We start from the raw sequence: 16,346 nt of genomic DNA, 5'->3' as shown, positions 1-16,346 counted from the left end.
GGCGACATGTCTCAGACGAATGGTCATTGAGTGAATAAAAAAACCGCCGTCCCGGTTGCTTTGGAACGGCGGTTTTTTCTTGGGGAGATATCGCCTGTAAGTCAGCTTTCGCGAGCAGGCTCGCTCCCACTGGGATCATGGGTCAAGGGGCGCTATTGCGGCAGCTCCAGATTATCCATCACCCGATTCACCGCCAGTTCGCCGAGCATGATCAGTTGCGCGATCCCTAACAGCGTCCTGCGCTGCGACGCCGGTACGAGATGGGCGAAGTCATGGGCGATGGTTCTGGCTGAGGCGAGTGTTTCGCTGGCATCGGCCAGCAGTTCCTCGTTTTTAAAGTCGGCGGTGACGGCGTACATCCGGCGGGTTTTGCGTGGCGGCGGGGTGGAGCCGGGTGGACAGAGGTAGTGATCGAGGGCGCGGTCGGCGGCTTCGTGGAGCTTTTTTGAATCGAGGGATTCGTAGGGGGAGGTGGGGTCGGTTTCGGGCGGGTTGGGTGTTGGTTTGATCATGGTAAAGCTCCTTGAGAAATGGAGCCGTCAACCTTCGCTGCTAAACGAGGAGGTGGCGGCTTGTACGCGGGTTAGCAGACCAGGCTCAAGGATCCCGGCGCACCGAAGTGCCCCACGCAAAGCCGCCATAACGTAATGGCGATACTCGCGTGCCTTGAAAATTGTCGAGCTGCTAAACCCGATCGCTGATTCGTCAGCGACCGCACCACAATAGAACCCGACCCCAAAGCGCACAAGCCGGCGGATTCTGGCGTAGCTGTAGGCAATGGCGCAAGAATTTGTAGCCTGTAAGGCGTGTCTGAAGGTGTCTTTTAAACACTGGAGTTTAAAGGCAAAAAATCGGGCGACTGGCTGGGTGCAAACGTGGTCTGTCCCTGTTACCCCCAGGGTTTGTGACGGACGCAGAAACCTGTGGGAGCGAGCTTGCTCGCGAAGGCGTTTTGTCAGGCGAAATCAATGTAACTGATCTATTGCATTCGCGAGCAAGCTCGCTCCCACAGTTGAATGATTGCAGGCGGGATTGATCGTGTTGCGTCAGAAACCCAACGGGTACTGGATAACGACATAGATCCGGTCAATGTCATCACCGGCCTGCGCTTCATTGGCTCGATGTGAAACATGCGAGACCTGCACCGACAGATCCTTAGCCGCGCCCGACTGCACGACGTATTTCAAATCGATATCCCGTTCCCAGTGCTTGCCGCCGTCACCTTGCTGCGGCTGGTAACTGCCGCTGTCCGGATCAAACGGGTTGTAGGCGCCGCCCTTGGGCGCGTGGGTGCCGTCGATATGGCTGCCGCTGACGTAGCGGGTCATGAAGCTCAGGCCGGGGATGCCCCAGGCGCCAAGGTCGAGATCGTAGCGCGCCTGCCAGGAGCGTTCGTTGGCGCCGTTGAAGTCGGCGTATTTGATCGAGTTGGCGAGGTAGATCGAGTCGCCGCCGACGAAATCGAACGGCGTGTCGCCATTGATCCGTTGCCAGCCGAGCATTACCGCATGGGGGCCGAAGGCGTATTTGCCGGACAGGCTGAACGCGGTGTTGTCGATGGAACCTGCCAGCGCCCGGCCGGTGTCGCGGGTGTGATAAAGGTTGGCGTCGAGCAGCACGCCGGACTGCTTGAAGTGCAGGTTGCCGTAGTACTGGCGCCAGGTGTCGCTGAGGTCTGAGGCGTACAGCGCGCCGCCAACGGGGCTGTCGGTGAACAGATCGGCGCCAAGAAAACTGATCCCGCCGGCCTCGGTATTGGCGCCATAGCCATAGAAATCGCCTTTGCCGGATGAGCTGTCCTGATTCTTGAACGCGGTGAAATGCCCGGCCACCAGATTGACGTGGTCGAACTCGGCGCTGCTGAGCAGAAAACCTGTGGCGTACTCCGGTTGCAGGCGTTTGTCGGAGGTGTCGAAAACCGGAGTTTCCACGGTCATTTCACCGAAGGCGAGGGTGGTGTGCGAGGCCTTCAACTTAAGCGCACCGCCCGCGCTGGAGTAGTCGTTTTCGCTGCGGCCATCGCTGTCGACCGGCAGCAAACCCGTTCCCGAATGCCCCTTGCCACCGTCCAGTTTGAGCCCGGCGAAGGCATGCGCGTCAATACCGAAACCGACTATGCCGGGTGTGAAACCTGATGAGAAAGTACCGATAAAGCCTTGAGCCCATTCCTGTTTGTAGTTTTTGCCGGACGGCGAGGGCGAGCGGTAATCGTTGCTCAGATAGAAGTTGCGGCTGAGCACTTCGCTTTTTGCATCGTCGAAAAAACCGCTGGCGTGGGCGGTGGTGGTCAGACCGCTGAGCAGCGCGAGGAGGGTGAGACGCGAAGAGGTGCGGTCAATCATGGTCAGTGGCCAGCGGCAATTAAGATGGCTGGGATGATCAAGCGAATGCAGGAAGTAGGATTGAGCGGATGTGCTCAATGAACGGCATTACACAACCCCCTGTAGGAGTGAGCCTGCTCGCGATAGCGGTGTGTCAGTCTCGATAAATTTAACTGACACACCGCCATCGCGAGCAGGCTCACTCCTACAGTTTTAAGCGCGTTACGCCAGCGGCGGCGTGCGTGGCGGGATCTGGCGTTTACTGCCGGTCGATTCAAACGCGGCCGCCAGGCGCAGCAGGTTCGAGTCGTCGTAGGCACGGCCGGCGAAGGTCAGGCCGACTGGCATGCCGATGTCGGCCATCACGCCCATCGGCACGGTGACGGTCGGCACGCCGAGGTGACGGATCGCGAGGTTGCCGTTGGCCACCCAGATGCCGTTGCTCCAGGCGATGTCGGCCGACTCAGGATTGACATCGGCGTCCGCCGGGCCGACGTCAGCGACCGTCGGGAACAGCACGGCGTCGAGGCCCAGCTTATCCATCCAGTCTTCGAGATCGATGCGTCGAGTCTGCTCCAGACCCCGCAAGCCGTCAGGCACGGTGGAAATTTCATTCCACGGCGTGATGCCGCGCTCGGCCATGCGCACGTATTCATCCATGCCCGCCACCAGATCACCTTCACGGTTGGGCAGCGTGCCCGGTTCGTGCGGGAAGATTTTCGCCCCGTCGACATCGACCAGACGATTGAGTTTCGGGTCGCCATTGGCTTGCAGGAAGTCGTCAAACGCCCACGCGGTCAAATCCCACAGTTCATGGTGAAGGAACTCTTTCGAGACCAGACCACGGGTGAATACAGTCGGCGCGCCGGGACGATCGCCTTCGCAGTTGGAGACCAGCGGGAAATCGGTTTCGACGACTTCGGCACCGGCGGCTTCGAGGGCCTGACGCGCCTGCTTCCACAGATCGATCACCGACTCGCGAGTGTTGATGCGCTGGCCGGTCGGGCCACCGATGCCCGGTGCTTCGCTGGTGCCGGCTTCAGGGTCGGCATTGATGAACATGCGCGGCACGGCGAAACGCTTACCGGCCAGCGCTTTGGCGTCAGCGGCCAGATCAGCGTAAGCGGCAGGGCGCACCTCGCTGACGCTGGGGATCGGCACCCACGGTTGCAGGCGCCAAAGATCGCCACGGGTGTCCGGGTCTTCGGCGACGACGATGTCGAGGACTTCGAGCAGATCGGCCATGGTGCGTGCGTAAGGCACGACGACGTCCATGGTCGGGGTCAGCGGCCAGTTGCCGCGCACCGAGATCACCCCGCGTGACGGCGTGTAAGCGCACAAACCATTGTTCGACGCCGGGCCACGCCCGCTCGACCAGGTTTCTTCAGCCAGACCAAACGCGGCGAAACTGGCGGCAGTGGCGGTACCGGCACCGTTCGACGAGCCGGAGGCAAACGGCGCGGTGAGGTAATCGGCGTTGTAAGGGCTTTCGGCGCGACCGTAGACGCCGCGCTGCATGCCGCCATTGGCCATCGGCGGCATGTTGGTCTTGCCCAGACAAATCGCCCCGGCGGCGCGCAAGCGTTCGATGGTGAAGGCATCGCGATAAGCGACCAGTTCGGCGAAGGCCGGGCTGCCGGATGCTGCGGTCAGGCCTTTGACCAGATAGCTGTCCTTGGCGGTGTAGGGAATGCCGTCGAGCGGGCCGAGGGTTTTGCCTGCGGCACGACGGGCATCGGACGCCTGTGCTTCGTTCAACGCTTCAGGGTTGCGCACGACCACGGCATTCAGCGCTGTCGGTGTGTCGGCGCCGTCGTAGGCGTCGATACGGGTCAGATACGCCTGCACCAGTTCGACTGCGGTGGTCTGGCCGGACTCGAGCGCGGCGCGCAGTTGGGCAATGGAAACTTCGGTGACTTCGATCATGCGCTCACCGCTGTTTGAATTCGGGTGTTTTTCCTGGAATGGGTGTTCATATCGGTTCTCGTTGCACAGCTATAAGCGACAAGGTTAAGACTGGCGCCTATTTAACACTAAGCGGCGCGCGGAGTAATCGGCGGGATTGATCTCCCACCAAGTTTCTCTCCGGCCGGCCCCTTCGCGAGCAAGCTCACTCCTACAGGGGAACGCATTCCAAATGTAGGAGTGAGCCTGCTCGCGATAGCGGTAGTCCGGCCGCCATATTCCTTCAGCCGATCACAGCATCCCGTACTCCCGCGCCGTCCGATCCACCGCAATCCGCGTCTTGTCGATCAACTCATCCAACTCCGTGCGCGTGGCCACCAGCGCCGGCGCCATGATCATCCGCCCCAATGTCGACCGAATAATCAACCCTTCCTCAAAGCCAATCGTGCGGCAGCGCCAGGCAATATCGTTTTCATTGGCAAAGCGCTTGCGGCTGGCCTTGTCTTCAGCAAACTGCAACGCAGCCACCAAACCAACGCCCTGAATCTCCCCCACCAACGGGTGATTGCCAAACACTTCGCGCAGGCAGTTTTGCAGATACGGCCCGGTGTCGGTTTTCACCTGAGTCACCACGCCCTCATCACGCAAGGCCTTGAGGTTGGCAATCGCCACGGCAGCCGCCACCGGGTGCCCGGAATAGGTCAGGCCGTGGGCAAACACGCCACCTTTTTCTACCAACGCCTCGGCCATGCGCCGCGACAGAATCAAACCGCCCATGGGGATGTAACCGGAGGTCAGGCCCTTGGCGATCGACAGCGTGTCGGGTTCAAAACCGAATGCCTGATGGGCGAACCATTCACCGGTGCGGCCGAAACCGCCAATCACTTCGTCCGCACACAGCAGCACGTCATATTTGCGGCAGATGCGCTGGATTTCCGGCCAATAAGTCGCCGGCGGAATGATCATCCCTCCCGCACCCTGAAAAGGTTCGGCGACGAACGCGGCGACCTTGTCGGCGCCCAGTTCGAGAATCTTCTCTTCCAATTGCCGCGCGGCTTGCAGGCCAAATTCTTCCGGGCTGAGATTACCTTCGTGGGCGAACCAGTACGGCTCATCGATGTGCGCGACATCAGGAATGGTGCCGCCCATTTCGTGCATGAATTTCATCCCGCCCAATGCTGTCGCGGCGAGGGTCGAGCCGTGGTAGCCGTTCCAGCGGCCGATCATGATTTTCTTCTCGGGCTTGCCCATTACCTGCCAGAACTTGCGCACGGTACGGATCAGCACTTCGTTGGCTTCGGAGCCGGAGTTGGTGTAGATCGCGTGGCTGTAGTGCCTGGGCAGCAGGCTGAAGAGCAGCTCGGACAGTTCGATCACCGCCGGGTGAGTGGTGTGGAAGAACAGGTTGTAGTAAGGCAATTGTTCCAGCTGCGCGGTCGCGGCGGCGGCCAGATCCTTGCGCCCGTAGCCGAGGTTTGTGCACCAGAGGCCGGACATGCCGTCCAGGTAACGCTTGCCGTCGTTGTCCCACAACGCCAGACGATCGCCGCTGACCATCACCCTCGGGCCTTCCTCGTTGAGGGCCTTTTGATCGACGAACGCATGGATGTGGTGAGCGGCGTCAGAGGCTTGGTAATCGCTGGTAGTGCGTGACGAATCGAATTCGGCGGACATGGCGGATCTCCAGAGAAAAGGGCAAGTGAGTGCGTTCGTAGCAGCGCTGCATGGATGAAGTTTTGTCATCTAAAAATATTTTTGTAAAGAAAAGATTTGTCGATGAAAAAAGATATCCGTAGGCTGAGGGCCATTGGCAAGGATCATCAGAGGCAACATGAGCGGACTCAGAGAGCGGCAGAAGGAACAGCGCAGGGAAGTGATCGCTGCGGCGGCGCTGGAGCTGTTCAAGCGCAACGGCTTTGCGGCCACCACGCTGGACCAGATCGCCGTGCAGGCGGGGGTTTCCGCGCCGACGGTGGTGAACTATTTCGGCGGCAAGCAGGAGATTCTGCTGGCCTTGCTCAAGCAACCCGACGAGCAAGCCATGCGCGAGGCGCGGGCGAATCTGGATGACGACAGCGATCCACTGGAAGCCTTGTGCGAGTTCGAAGGCCTGATGACCCATTACCAGTTGCAAGCGATGCCAGCTTCGCTGTGGCGTGAACTGGCGCCGTTTCTGTTCACCGGTGAACTGGCTCGGGCGCTGGACCCGTGGAACGCCGCGGTGATCGAGGAAACCAAGGCCTTGCTGGAACATTTTCAGCGCGTCGGCAAGATCCGCGAATCAATCGATATCGATGTCGCGGCGACGTTGTTCAACCAGTATGCGAATGTGGCGTTCATTCGCCTGGCCACTGAAGCGATGCCGGACAGGGAAGCGCATGCGCTGCACATGCGCAGTGTGTTGAGTCTGCTGTGTCACGGCGTGTTGGTGAGTTGAGAAAGGGGCAGAGGTGCTATCAATAAGCCATTGCCGTAGAATGACCGCTGATTTTTTTCTGCTTCAATTTGGATGAGTCAATGCAAGGCAATCAGCAAGACAAGGATGTACTTCGCGGTTGGTGTGCTTTTGTCGAGGCGACCGGGCTCGCTAAAAGCCGGATTCAGGATGTGGAGCATGAGCAGGAGATCAGACTCCAAGGCAAAGACATTGAGGAAGATGCCAGCGGGTTCTTCATCTCGCTGTCCAGTGTGCAATCGGAGGCCTTGAGGGTTCGGTTTGCAAAAAGGGACGAAGAGGGACGGTTGCAGACTGAACCGCTGCAGATCGGCTTTCCGCTGTTGCGAGTGATCGAAGGTTTCAAATCATTCTTCGTGCCGCTGTTTCGCTACTCAGTCCCGGACCATTGCCTGTCGACACCGGCGTTGCATCTGTGCGTACCGGTGAAGAAAGGCGCTGAAGTCGTTCCCAATATTGCAGCGTTCCGCCAGTACCTCGACATCGACATCGAGGAACTGGGGGCCGAGCGCCACATGATGAGCCTCGCCGCCGCCTGTTCCGGCAAACAGGGCGAGGACTTTGTCAGTGTGTTTCGAACCTTTCTGGCTTGGGTCAATCATCGACTTGCCGGTTTGAAACCTGATCGCGCCGATCTTTCCGACATTTTTCTGGAAAAGCACATTACTGCGCTGGTCTGTCCTGAGGTGAATACCGACTTCAACTCCAGGGAGCAGCTCAAGGACTACAAGATCCTGCTTGAGCGGCCGGACGTCCGAACACCCTCGCTGCTCCAGCAATATATTCTGCAGCGCACGCTCACCACTGCAACGACGCTTGAATTCACACGTTTCCCCTACGGCCTTTTCGAACGCAAATATCCGTTGGGGCGAGGCCAGATGGCCACGCTGACACAGGTCTCCAGCGGTGCGCCGCTGGTGGCGGTGCAAGGCGCACCGGGCACTGGCAAAACCACCCTGTTCAAATCGCTGATCGCCAGCCAGCTTGTCGAGCGGGCGCTGGCCTGTATCGGTGGCGCAGACTGCAACCTGGGATTGGTGGTGACCTCCACTGCCAAGAAAGCCGTCGAGAATGTCATCGATGATTTTCGCGATGACCCGTCTCTCAAAGACCTCAAATGGTTGTATTTCCTCGGCGGTGACAAGAATCAAATCACTGACGAAGTCGAGCGCGTCAATGCACTGCTGGTGCAATTGAATGAGCAGACGTACGACAAAACCCGACAGGGTTCGCTTGCCACCCGGATAACAGCAATCCGACAGCTGATCGACGGGGTTTTCGCTCGCTTCCTCGTTCTGACTCGAACCCTTGATCAGGCGACAGCGGCATTGGCCGCCCCTTCACCCGAAGTGTTCCAGGCGCGCCTGGAAACACTCAAGCGTGAGGTGGTCGAGAAGGGCATCGCGCTGAAAATGCTCGCCGCGCGCGAGCAACCTGCGGAGTTAAGCGTCCTCTCGGCGCAGTGCAAACATGCCCTCGGCGAGGTCGCGACACACAAAAACCGGCATGCTCAGGCGATGGAATGCTTGTCTCGACACTACAGCAGGCTGATTGATGCTCCGTTCGCCGAAACTGCCTATGAGGAATGGCTCGCCAGTACGCTCAGCGAGACGCTTGAACATCACTACGCCGACTATCCGACAGGATGGTTTGCGCCCTTGCTGGCCTGGATACAACGAAGCAAATACACGCGTGCGCGCAGTCATCTGCAAAGGTCATTTTCGGATGAGTTCTCTCGCTACCAGTTAGCGAGCCTGAGCGATGTCCAGTTCGCCGAGTTGGCGCGCAATCGCAGGGCGCTGTATCAACTCAGTACGACGCAAGAAACCCTGGATACTTTGCGGTTGGGGCTGCCCGATACCGCGCACGAAGAGCAAATCAAAGCACTGGTCATGGCCATCGAGCAACTTGTTCAGCGAACCCGCGATTGGGCCAGCTACAACAAGGCTCATCATGATTTGCACAGCGAGTTCCCTGAAGGGGATTGGGTGGAAGTGCTGCGCAAACGCTTTATTGCGCAACAGCGGGAAATATTCGAATCCGCCGTCGACTACCTATGGCAAGAACTGCTTCGGCAAAAAGCCGCTCTCGCCCAGGTATTGCCCTTGTGGTGCAACCTGTTGAACGGGCAACTCGACAGCGGTTTCTACAAATGGAAGGACAAACTTGACGAGTTCTATCGACTGGTCAGTCTTGCCTATCCGGTGATGGCCTCGACATTGGCCTCGGTGCAGAAACTGGCCGGATACAAACTGGGCGATCTGAACGGGTTTGCTCCGTACGCGCTCAGTCTGGTAGATGAGGCCGGGATGATTTCGGCGGAATCGCTGGTGCCGCTATTGGCCCGCAGCCAACGGGCGATCGTGGTCGGTGACCCGATGCAAATCGAGCCGATTCGCGGATTGGGTAAAGCCACGGCGGACAAACTCAAGGCGCACTATTTCGCCGATAACACCCTGTACGAGGCGGTCTCACCGATGCTGGTCACCGCTTATCATCGCGCCGCTGGCACATTGAGTGGCGCTGTAACCGATATGGGCAACGGTATCGTTCTGGATGAACACAGACGGTGTCAGCCCGCCATTGCCGATCTGTTCATGCAGATCGCCGGCTATCGGGGTGTACAGGTTTGCACCAGCGCCCCTGAAGCGCGTATTGGCGCCGCTTGTGACAGCATGGGCGGCTTCAACCTCATGTTTTATGGTGTACAGGGCCGCAGAGGCGCGATGCCCAACACCAATCAGGATGAAGTCGAGGCCATCGGGCTGTTATTGGACAAACTGGAAGCGGCCGGCTACGACCTGACCAAAGATGTCGGGATCATCACGCCGTATTCCAACCAGAAAAACCTGCTGATCAAAGCCTACGGTCAGCGAATGAAACAAAGTCAGGCGCTCAAGATCGGATCTGTCCATCAGTTCCAGGGCGTAGGTTTTGAAGTCATCATTTACTCGCCGGTTATTTTTCAGCGCACTGACCGGGACAACTTTCAAAACGGTAAACCCAATCTGCTGAATGTCGCCGTATCGAGGGCAAAACAGCAATTTATCGTGGTCGGCAACCAGCAGCGTCTGCTGGCTGCCGGGAAGTCGCTGAAGAAAATGGCAGAAGTTTGCTCGGCCTCCTTCTTTGTCAGCATGGAACACCAGAGCCCAACCTATGCGAGCGTTAATGCCAACGGCGTGAAGCATTATTTCGACTGTGATCACATCAGTGCATTCGACACATTGCTATCGGCGTCTCAGCGCTCCTTCACGGTGGTGGTGCCCTGGATTCGCCAGGGCATCAACCGCAATCACCCGCCGCTCAAACTGCTGCGCACCGCCCAGGAACGCGGGATCAAGGTCACTGTTTATTACGGCTATGACGGGCTGGGACAGAAAAATGCCGATGATGGCGACGCCGGTCTGATCATTGCGTATCAGCGTGAACTGGGCGCCGAATCTGTCGTGCGTTTACCGGAGGGAACCCACGAGAAAATCCTCCTGGTGGATGATCAGGTGGCAACGGTGGGGAGCTGGAACTGGCTGTCGCACAGCTACTATCAATACTGCGCGACGACCACCCACCGATCATTGGCGTTGCGTCGTGAAACCAGTGTCGAGTTGCGTGATCCAGCGCTGATAAGTGCTTTGAAACAAAGACTGGGTCAGGCCTGAAATACAGGCTTGCCCCAGCATTGCCGTCGTTGTCCGGCAGGAGCTCCAGTGGTGACTGTCGCGCCTGCCAAGACCGCAGCCGAACCTAGCGTGTGGGCGCAGGCATGACCGCTGTTCAGGCGGACAACGTCACTCTTTGATCCGCGGATGCTGCTGCACCAGCAACTTGCGCTTCTCCTCCAATGCGGCAATTTCAGCATCGATGTCTTCGATTTTCTGTTCGATATTGTCGTGGTGTTCTTGCAGCAGCTCCTTGGCTTCTTCGAGGTCAGAGGCCGCCGGGGCTGCGCCACGCAACGGCTTGTTCGCGGTTTCCTTCATCGTCACCCCGGTGGCCAGACCGACCACGGCGATGACCATCAGGTAATACGCCGGCATGTAAAGATTGTTGGTGCTCTCGACCAGCCAGGCGACCACGGTTGGGGTCAGGCCGGCAATCAATACCGAAACGTTGAAAGCAGCCGCCAGCGCGCTGTAGCGAATGTGCGTGGGAAACATCGCCGGCAGGGTGGAGGCCATGACGCCGATAAAGAAGTTCAGCAACACGGCCAGCATCAGCAGGCCGGCGAAGATCAGCCCGATCTTGCCGCTGTTGATCAGCATGAACGCCGGAATCGCCAGAATGAACAAACCGATGCTGCCCACGACAATGAAAGGCTTGCGGCCAATCTTGTCGCTGATAAAACCAATCGCCGGCTGCACAAACAACATGCCAACCATGATCGCGATGATGATCAGCACACCACGGTTTTCGCTGTAGTGCAGGTTGTGCGACAGGTAACTCGGCATATAGGTGAGCAGCATGTAGTAGGTGACGTTGGTCACCGCCACCACGCCGATGCAGGTCATCAGGCTGCGCCAATGCTTGGTCGCGACCTCCTTGAAAGAGACTTTCGGGCCACCGGCGAGGCCTTCGCGATCGCCTTGCTCAAGCTTTTCGACGTGCTGCTGGAACGCCGGAGTTTCTTCCAGTGCGTGGCGCAAATAGAGGCCGATCATGCCCAGCGGCAACGCGAGGAAGAACGGCAGACGCCAGCCCCATTCCTCGAACTTCGCTTCGCCCAGCGTCGTCGAGATCAGCACCACCACACCGGCACCGAGGACAAAACCGGCAATCGAGCCGAAATCCAGCCAACTGCCGAGGAACCCGCGTTTGCGATCCGGTGCATATTCGGCGACGAAGATCGACGCACCGGTGTATTCACCGCCCACCGAGAAGCCTTGGGCCATTTTCGCCAGCAACAGCAGGATCGGCGCCCAGATGCCGATCGAGGCATAGGACGGAATCAGGCCGATGGCGAAGGTGCTCAGCGACATGATCACGATGGTCGCGGCGAGGACTTTCTGTCGTCCGTATTTGTCGCCCAGTGCGCCGAAGAACAAGCCGCCCAGCGGCCGGATCAGGAAGGGCACCGAGAACGTCGCCAGCGCGGCGATCATCTGTGTGCCGGGGTCGGCGCCGGGAAAGAACACTTTGCCGAGCACATAGGCGACGAAGCCATAGACACCAAAGTCGAACCATTCCATGGCGTTGCCCAGCGCGGCAGCGGTGATCGCCTTGCGCATCTTGGCGTCGTCGACAATGGTGATGTCGTTCAGGCCGATCGGCTTGACGGTTTTCTTGCGTGATTTCATCCGGGTCTTCTCTTTGCTGATCCATCGTGCCGCGTAGATGCCATCTTTTTGATGGCGCGTACTCTTTGGCTCAGATACATGAGGACACGAAATAATTCACTGCTCGGCGCTTTTTTTCCCTGCGAACCCTGATTTCCCTAGGAGCTGCCGCTACCGGCGCAGGGTTGCGTAAGATTTGCCGAGGTCGCTGGCCCAGCCATCCAGCACGACTTTGACGTCATCGGCAGTCAGCACCTGCTTGTCGTTCTCCAACGGCACCCCGGTGCCTTTACGCACCACTTCGGCAATCACTTCTCCGGTCGAACCGTCCTCGAACGACACCTCGGTGGCGACTTCACTGTCCTGATCACGGATGCCCGTGGCCGTGCTGACACCGGCCGCGACGAGGGTGACGGGCAGCCACTCATAAAAGCGCAAACCCTGAGTGCTGGTCGCCACTTGGGTGATGGCGGGGCGCACCACCAAGGTGTTCGGCCCCGGTTGGTTGACCAGAAGCATTACCTTGCCCAGTTCCAGCCGCAGCGCCGCGTCGTAGTAGTCAGTGACGCCGGACAGCGTGCTCAGCGGAATCCGCGGCGTCGGCTCGGCGCTCGGGTAAAACTGACTCGGCGCCAGGTAAACCTGCGTGTATCGACCTCGGGGCAGGGCCGGGCTGACCCACGCCAGCACCGGCTGACCGGACGGCGACTGACGTTCAGTCAACACGCTGTAGTCATGCAGAAAACCGCTGTGTTCGACCTTGTTACTGCTGCAGGCGGACAGGCTCAGGGTGGCCGCAAGGGTCAGCGACAGCGAACGAATGCGGGTCATCAACGGGTTTCCTTGTGAGGCTGCGTGGTGATGCTGTCCGAACACTCGATGTGCAACTGGCCGTGGCTCATGATCCATTGGATGAGGTCGGCGGCGGCAATGCTGTGGACGTATTCGACCCAGTGCGCATTGGTCGGGCTGAACTGCTCGAAGTAGCGGCGCAGGACGATGCGGCTCTGATCGGCGGTCACGCTCAGGCACGACTCCTGAAACACAATCGGCGTATCAGGGCCGAGCGCGGCAGTGCGCTGGCTGAGGATCAAGGGACGATTGCTGCTGTGCCCATCGGCGCAATGGTTGTCGTTCAATAGCTTCATGCGAACCCCCTGGATTGGAATGGCCGCAGAATGCCCGCGCGGTTTTGCCAGAGAATGTCCGCTTGATGTCTGGCGCGTAGAAATGTTGCTCGATTGAAATAAATGACCCGGGCGGCGAAATGGCTTTAGATTGGCTTTTTTTGGTGCATGGATTCTGTAACTGTGAGCAGACTGCTGTTCGTCGACGACGACGTGGAAATTCTCGCGCTGCTGAAGAAGTTCTTCGTGCAGCACGCCTATGAAGTCGACGTGGCGCCCCACGGCGAAGCCATGTGGGCGGCAATCGCGCAGAACCGCCCGGATACGATCATTCTTGATGTGATGATGCCCGGCGAAAGCGGCCTGAGCCTGTGCCAGAAGGTGCGCGCGCAGTTGGGCATTCCGATCATCATGCTCACGGCCATGGCCGAGTTGAGTGATCGCATCGTCGGGCTGGAACTGGGCGCGGACGACTACCTGACCAAGCCGTTCGCCCCGCAGGAGTTGCTCGCCCGGGTGCGCGCCTTGCAGCGTCGCGCCGCTGAACAACGCAATCCGGTTGAGCCTTCGCGGCCGGTGATCGGCTTCGCCGGTTGGCATCTGGACATCACCTGTCGCGAGTTGCGCTCGCCGGAAAACGTGATGATTCCGCTGTCCGGCGGCGAGTTCGATTTGCTCGTGGTGTTCCTCGATCATCCGCAACGGATTCTGACGCGTGAACAACTGATCGACCTGACTCACGGCCACGGTCATGACGCCTTCGACCGCAGCATCGATGTGCAAGTCAGCCGCCTGCGGCGCAAGATCGAACCCGACAGCAAGCGCCCGGACCTGATCCGTACCGTGCGCAACGGCGGTTATCTGTTCACCGCCAAGGTCAGCCGCTCGTGATCCGCCGACTGTGGCGCGCCGATACACTGCGTCGGCACATCGCCCTGACCATTGTGGCGGCGATGGTCGCTTCGCTGGCATTGAATGCGCTGTTCGTACAAGTCGCCGGGATCTGGGCGCGACCACCGATTGAACGCACCGGCCTGCTCGAGCAGATCGCCGCGACCTCGCGGGTGATCGAAGCAGCCCCGGCCAACCTGCGCCCGCAACTGGCTGCTGCGGCGAGCAGCGCCATGCTGCAGGTGTCGTGGCAAGCGCAGCGCGCGGATTTCGATCTGCCCAGCGACGGCCTTCGCCTGCCAGCGAGCAGGGTGCCGGTGCTGCAGCAACTGTTGGGCAAAGATCGAAAAATCGAGGTGTTCAGCCCAGGCGACTGGCCGAACGGCAGTCCCCAGGCGCATTACGCCGCCGTCGTGCAATTGGTCGATGGCAGCTGGTTGTCATTTATCCCGCCGGAGCGCAGCTGGGGCCTGGAATTCGGCGTGCGTATCGCGATCGTCATCGCGTTGGGACTGATTGCCACATTGCTCGTCGCTTGGGTCGCCACCCGGCAACTGGCCAATCCGTTGCAACGTTTCACGCGGGCCGCCAGACGTTTCGGCACCGATCTGCGCGCGCCGCCGATCAAGCTCGAAGGCCCCGACGAAATCCGTCAGGCGATCATCGCGTTCAATACCATGCAGGCGCAGATCCAGCATTTCATCGCCGAGCGCACGCACATGCTGGCGTCGATCTCTCATGATTTACGTGCGCCGCTGACGCGCATGCGCCTGCGCAGCGAGTTCATGGAAGACCTCGATCATCAGGGCAAACTGATTCGCGACGTTGAAGAAATGCAGTCGATGATCAATGCCGCGCTGGCGTTCTTCCGCGAAGACACCCATCGCGAACAAACCACTGCATTCGACCTGTCGGAGCTGCTGCAAACCATCGTCGACGATTACCGTGATCAGCACATCAATGTCGATTTCGATGGCCCGGCGCATCTGGTGTACGAGGGGCGACCGCTGGGGATCAAGCGGGTGATCGTCAATCTGCTGGAGAATGCGCTGAAGTATGCGCAGTGTCCGGGCATTGCGTTGCGGCGTGACGAGTATTCGATCTGCATCGAAGTCAGCGACGAAGGCCCCGGGATTCCCGAGGCAGCGTTGGAGCAGGTCTTCGATCCGTTCTTTCGCCTGGAGGCTTCGCGCAATCGTGATACCGGTGGTGTGGGGCTCGGGCTGTCGGCGGCGCGGGCGATCGTCCGTGAGCAGGGCGGTGAACTCACACTGAGCAATCGCAAGGGTGGCGGGTTGATCGCGAGTGTGGAGTTGCCGTTGTAATCAATTACTCAACCGGCGGGCGTGGCCTCTACTGCTTCAACATTGCCGACCTGGTCACGGTCATTTTGATTTTTCGGGTCTTGGGCGCTGAAAGGGTAAACGCATTCAGAATATTCAAAGCGGGCAGGAATAAAAGTGGGTGCAAGCAGAGAGTGAGTCAGGAGCGTCGTCGGATCCTGCTCTTTGATTTTTGGCGCGATCAGGATTTTCTCGCGCAGATTGTCGAGGTAGAGCACGGCGTCTTTTGCACTGTCTACGTTCACGCAGGGGGATGCGTAACTGAAATCGCCCATATGAGCGATGTGATACAGAATCTGGTTTCGCCGCCGTTCAGGCTCAATGACGTTATTGATCAATGAAAGAATCAAGACAAAGCCGATGGCATTGGCAATCAGAGCCAAGCCGTAACGTGGAATTTCCTTGCGCAATCGAGCTGCCGCATACGTGGTCACGCCCAGAATAATCAACGCTGCGATGATGGCGATGCACAGTAATTTGAACCGCATCAGGACATGCATGAACGTCGCGGCTGACACCGTAACCGGCAGCAGAGCAGCATCGACCCTGAAGAGTTGATTGACGTCTGCGACTGCGTCGTTGTGCGCGAACCAAATCACCAGACCCGCTACAGAGAGCCACAGCAGCGCGTTTGACTTCAAGTTGATGAGACTCGCTGCAAACCTTAGCTCAACAATACCTATGAAAACATACACATTGGTGATCATGCAGCCTGTCAACGCGACCACCATGTAATTCGCCAGCGGCAGGTCGGACAAGTCGATAATCAGCGCCAGGACAAGTACCACCATGGCGATGCACGAGAGCGTTTCAAGCATTTTGTTTTGATGAGACGCGTCGATTTTTTTCAAGCTTGCGCTGTCGTCTGAAAGACCGCTGATAGGTTGCGAACTCATTGAGTGGATAGCCTGCCGGTAGGTTGGAATGAGGTTATCGGCAGGCCAACGTATCGCTGTACTGCGCAGGCCAGCTTGCTGGCATGAAATTTATTCTGTAGATTTTCATGAAATTATAAAAAGATAATTTCATGA

Annotated in this window: 12 protein-coding genes; 4 read left to right on the top strand and 8 right to left on the bottom strand. The window is 58.8% G+C overall.

The genetic code is table 11. From position 1 onward, the window contains the following. Positions 1-152: 152 nt before the first annotated feature. The 4 genes from HUW52_RS17265 to HUW52_RS17250 form a co-directional block, all read right to left on the bottom strand. Positions 153-512 carry a DUF6124 family protein gene (locus HUW52_RS17265; protein ID WP_016987469.1) on the bottom strand — a complete coding sequence of 120 codons (360 nt, stop codon included), beginning with the start codon at positions 510-512 and terminating at the stop codon, positions 153-155. 534 nt (positions 513-1,046) lie between these two features. Further along, entirely contained in the window at positions 1,047-2,342 is a 1,296-nt protein-coding gene (locus HUW52_RS17260) for an OprD family porin (protein WP_175554370.1), read from the bottom strand. A gap of 201 nt (positions 2,343-2,543) precedes the next feature. Further along, positions 2,544-4,247 carry an amidase gene (locus tag HUW52_RS17255; RefSeq protein ID WP_175554369.1) on the bottom strand — a complete coding sequence of 568 codons (1,704 nt, stop codon included), beginning with the start codon at positions 4,245-4,247 and terminating at the stop codon, positions 2,544-2,546. Positions 4,248-4,517: 270 nt separating this feature from the next. Then, positions 4,518-5,900 carry an aspartate aminotransferase family protein gene (locus HUW52_RS17250; RefSeq protein ID WP_175554368.1) on the bottom strand — a complete coding sequence of 461 codons (1,383 nt, stop codon included), beginning with the start codon at positions 5,898-5,900 and terminating at the stop codon, positions 4,518-4,520. A gap of 157 nt (positions 5,901-6,057) precedes the next feature. Between HUW52_RS17250 and HUW52_RS17245 the strand changes: the two genes are divergently transcribed. Next, positions 6,058-6,663: a TetR/AcrR family transcriptional regulator gene (locus HUW52_RS17245; RefSeq protein WP_175554367.1), complete on the top strand. Its 606-nt coding sequence runs from the start codon at positions 6,058-6,060 to the stop codon at positions 6,661-6,663. An 80-nt stretch (positions 6,664-6,743) separates the two neighbouring features. Next, positions 6,744-10,340: an AAA domain-containing protein gene (locus HUW52_RS17240; RefSeq protein WP_175554366.1), complete on the top strand. Its 3,597-nt coding sequence runs from the start codon at positions 6,744-6,746 to the stop codon at positions 10,338-10,340. Between the two features lie 129 nt (positions 10,341-10,469). On the opposite strand, the gene proP is transcribed toward HUW52_RS17240, so the two are convergent. From proP to HUW52_RS17225, 3 genes are all read right to left on the bottom strand, one after another. Beyond that, a complete protein-coding gene (gene proP, locus HUW52_RS17235; protein ID WP_175554365.1) occupies positions 10,470-11,975 on the bottom strand; it encodes a glycine betaine/L-proline transporter ProP in 1,506 nt (501 codons plus the stop codon). A 150-nt stretch (positions 11,976-12,125) separates the two neighbouring features. Next, positions 12,126-12,785, bottom strand: a complete 660-nt coding sequence (locus tag HUW52_RS17230) for a DUF3313 domain-containing protein (RefSeq protein ID WP_175554364.1) — start codon at positions 12,783-12,785, stop codon at positions 12,126-12,128. Next, on the bottom strand, positions 12,785-13,102 hold the full coding sequence (locus HUW52_RS17225) for a hypothetical protein (protein ID WP_175554363.1): 318 nt from the start codon (positions 13,100-13,102) through the stop codon (positions 12,785-12,787). Before HUW52_RS17225 ends, HUW52_RS17230 begins: the two co-directional genes overlap by 1 nt. A gap of 147 nt (positions 13,103-13,249) precedes the next feature. Here HUW52_RS17225 and HUW52_RS17220 point away from each other — a divergent pair, with 147 nt between their 5' ends. Next, positions 13,250-13,972 carry a response regulator gene (locus tag HUW52_RS17220; protein ID WP_016986619.1) on the top strand — a complete coding sequence of 241 codons (723 nt, stop codon included), beginning with the start codon at positions 13,250-13,252 and terminating at the stop codon, positions 13,970-13,972. Then, on the top strand, positions 13,969-15,297 hold the full coding sequence (locus HUW52_RS17215) for an ATP-binding protein (RefSeq protein WP_175554362.1): 1,329 nt from the start codon (positions 13,969-13,971) through the stop codon (positions 15,295-15,297). The genes HUW52_RS17220 and HUW52_RS17215 overlap by 4 nt, the downstream gene beginning before the upstream one ends. Positions 15,298-15,305: 8 nt before the next feature. Here HUW52_RS17215 and HUW52_RS17210 read toward each other — a convergent pair whose 3' ends face one another. Continuing rightward, positions 15,306-16,211, bottom strand: coding sequence for a hypothetical protein (locus tag HUW52_RS17210; RefSeq protein WP_175554361.1), 906 nt, complete (start codon positions 16,209-16,211; stop codon positions 15,306-15,308). Positions 16,212-16,346: the final 135 nt, after the last annotated feature.

The organism is Pseudomonas sp. 43A (genome assembly GCF_013363935.1).
Lineage (GTDB): Bacteria > Pseudomonadota > Gammaproteobacteria > Pseudomonadales > Pseudomonadaceae > Aquipseudomonas > Aquipseudomonas crudilactis.
The sequence above is the reverse complement of the archived record's forward strand: the minus strand, read 5'-3'. Positions and strand labels throughout refer to the sequence as shown.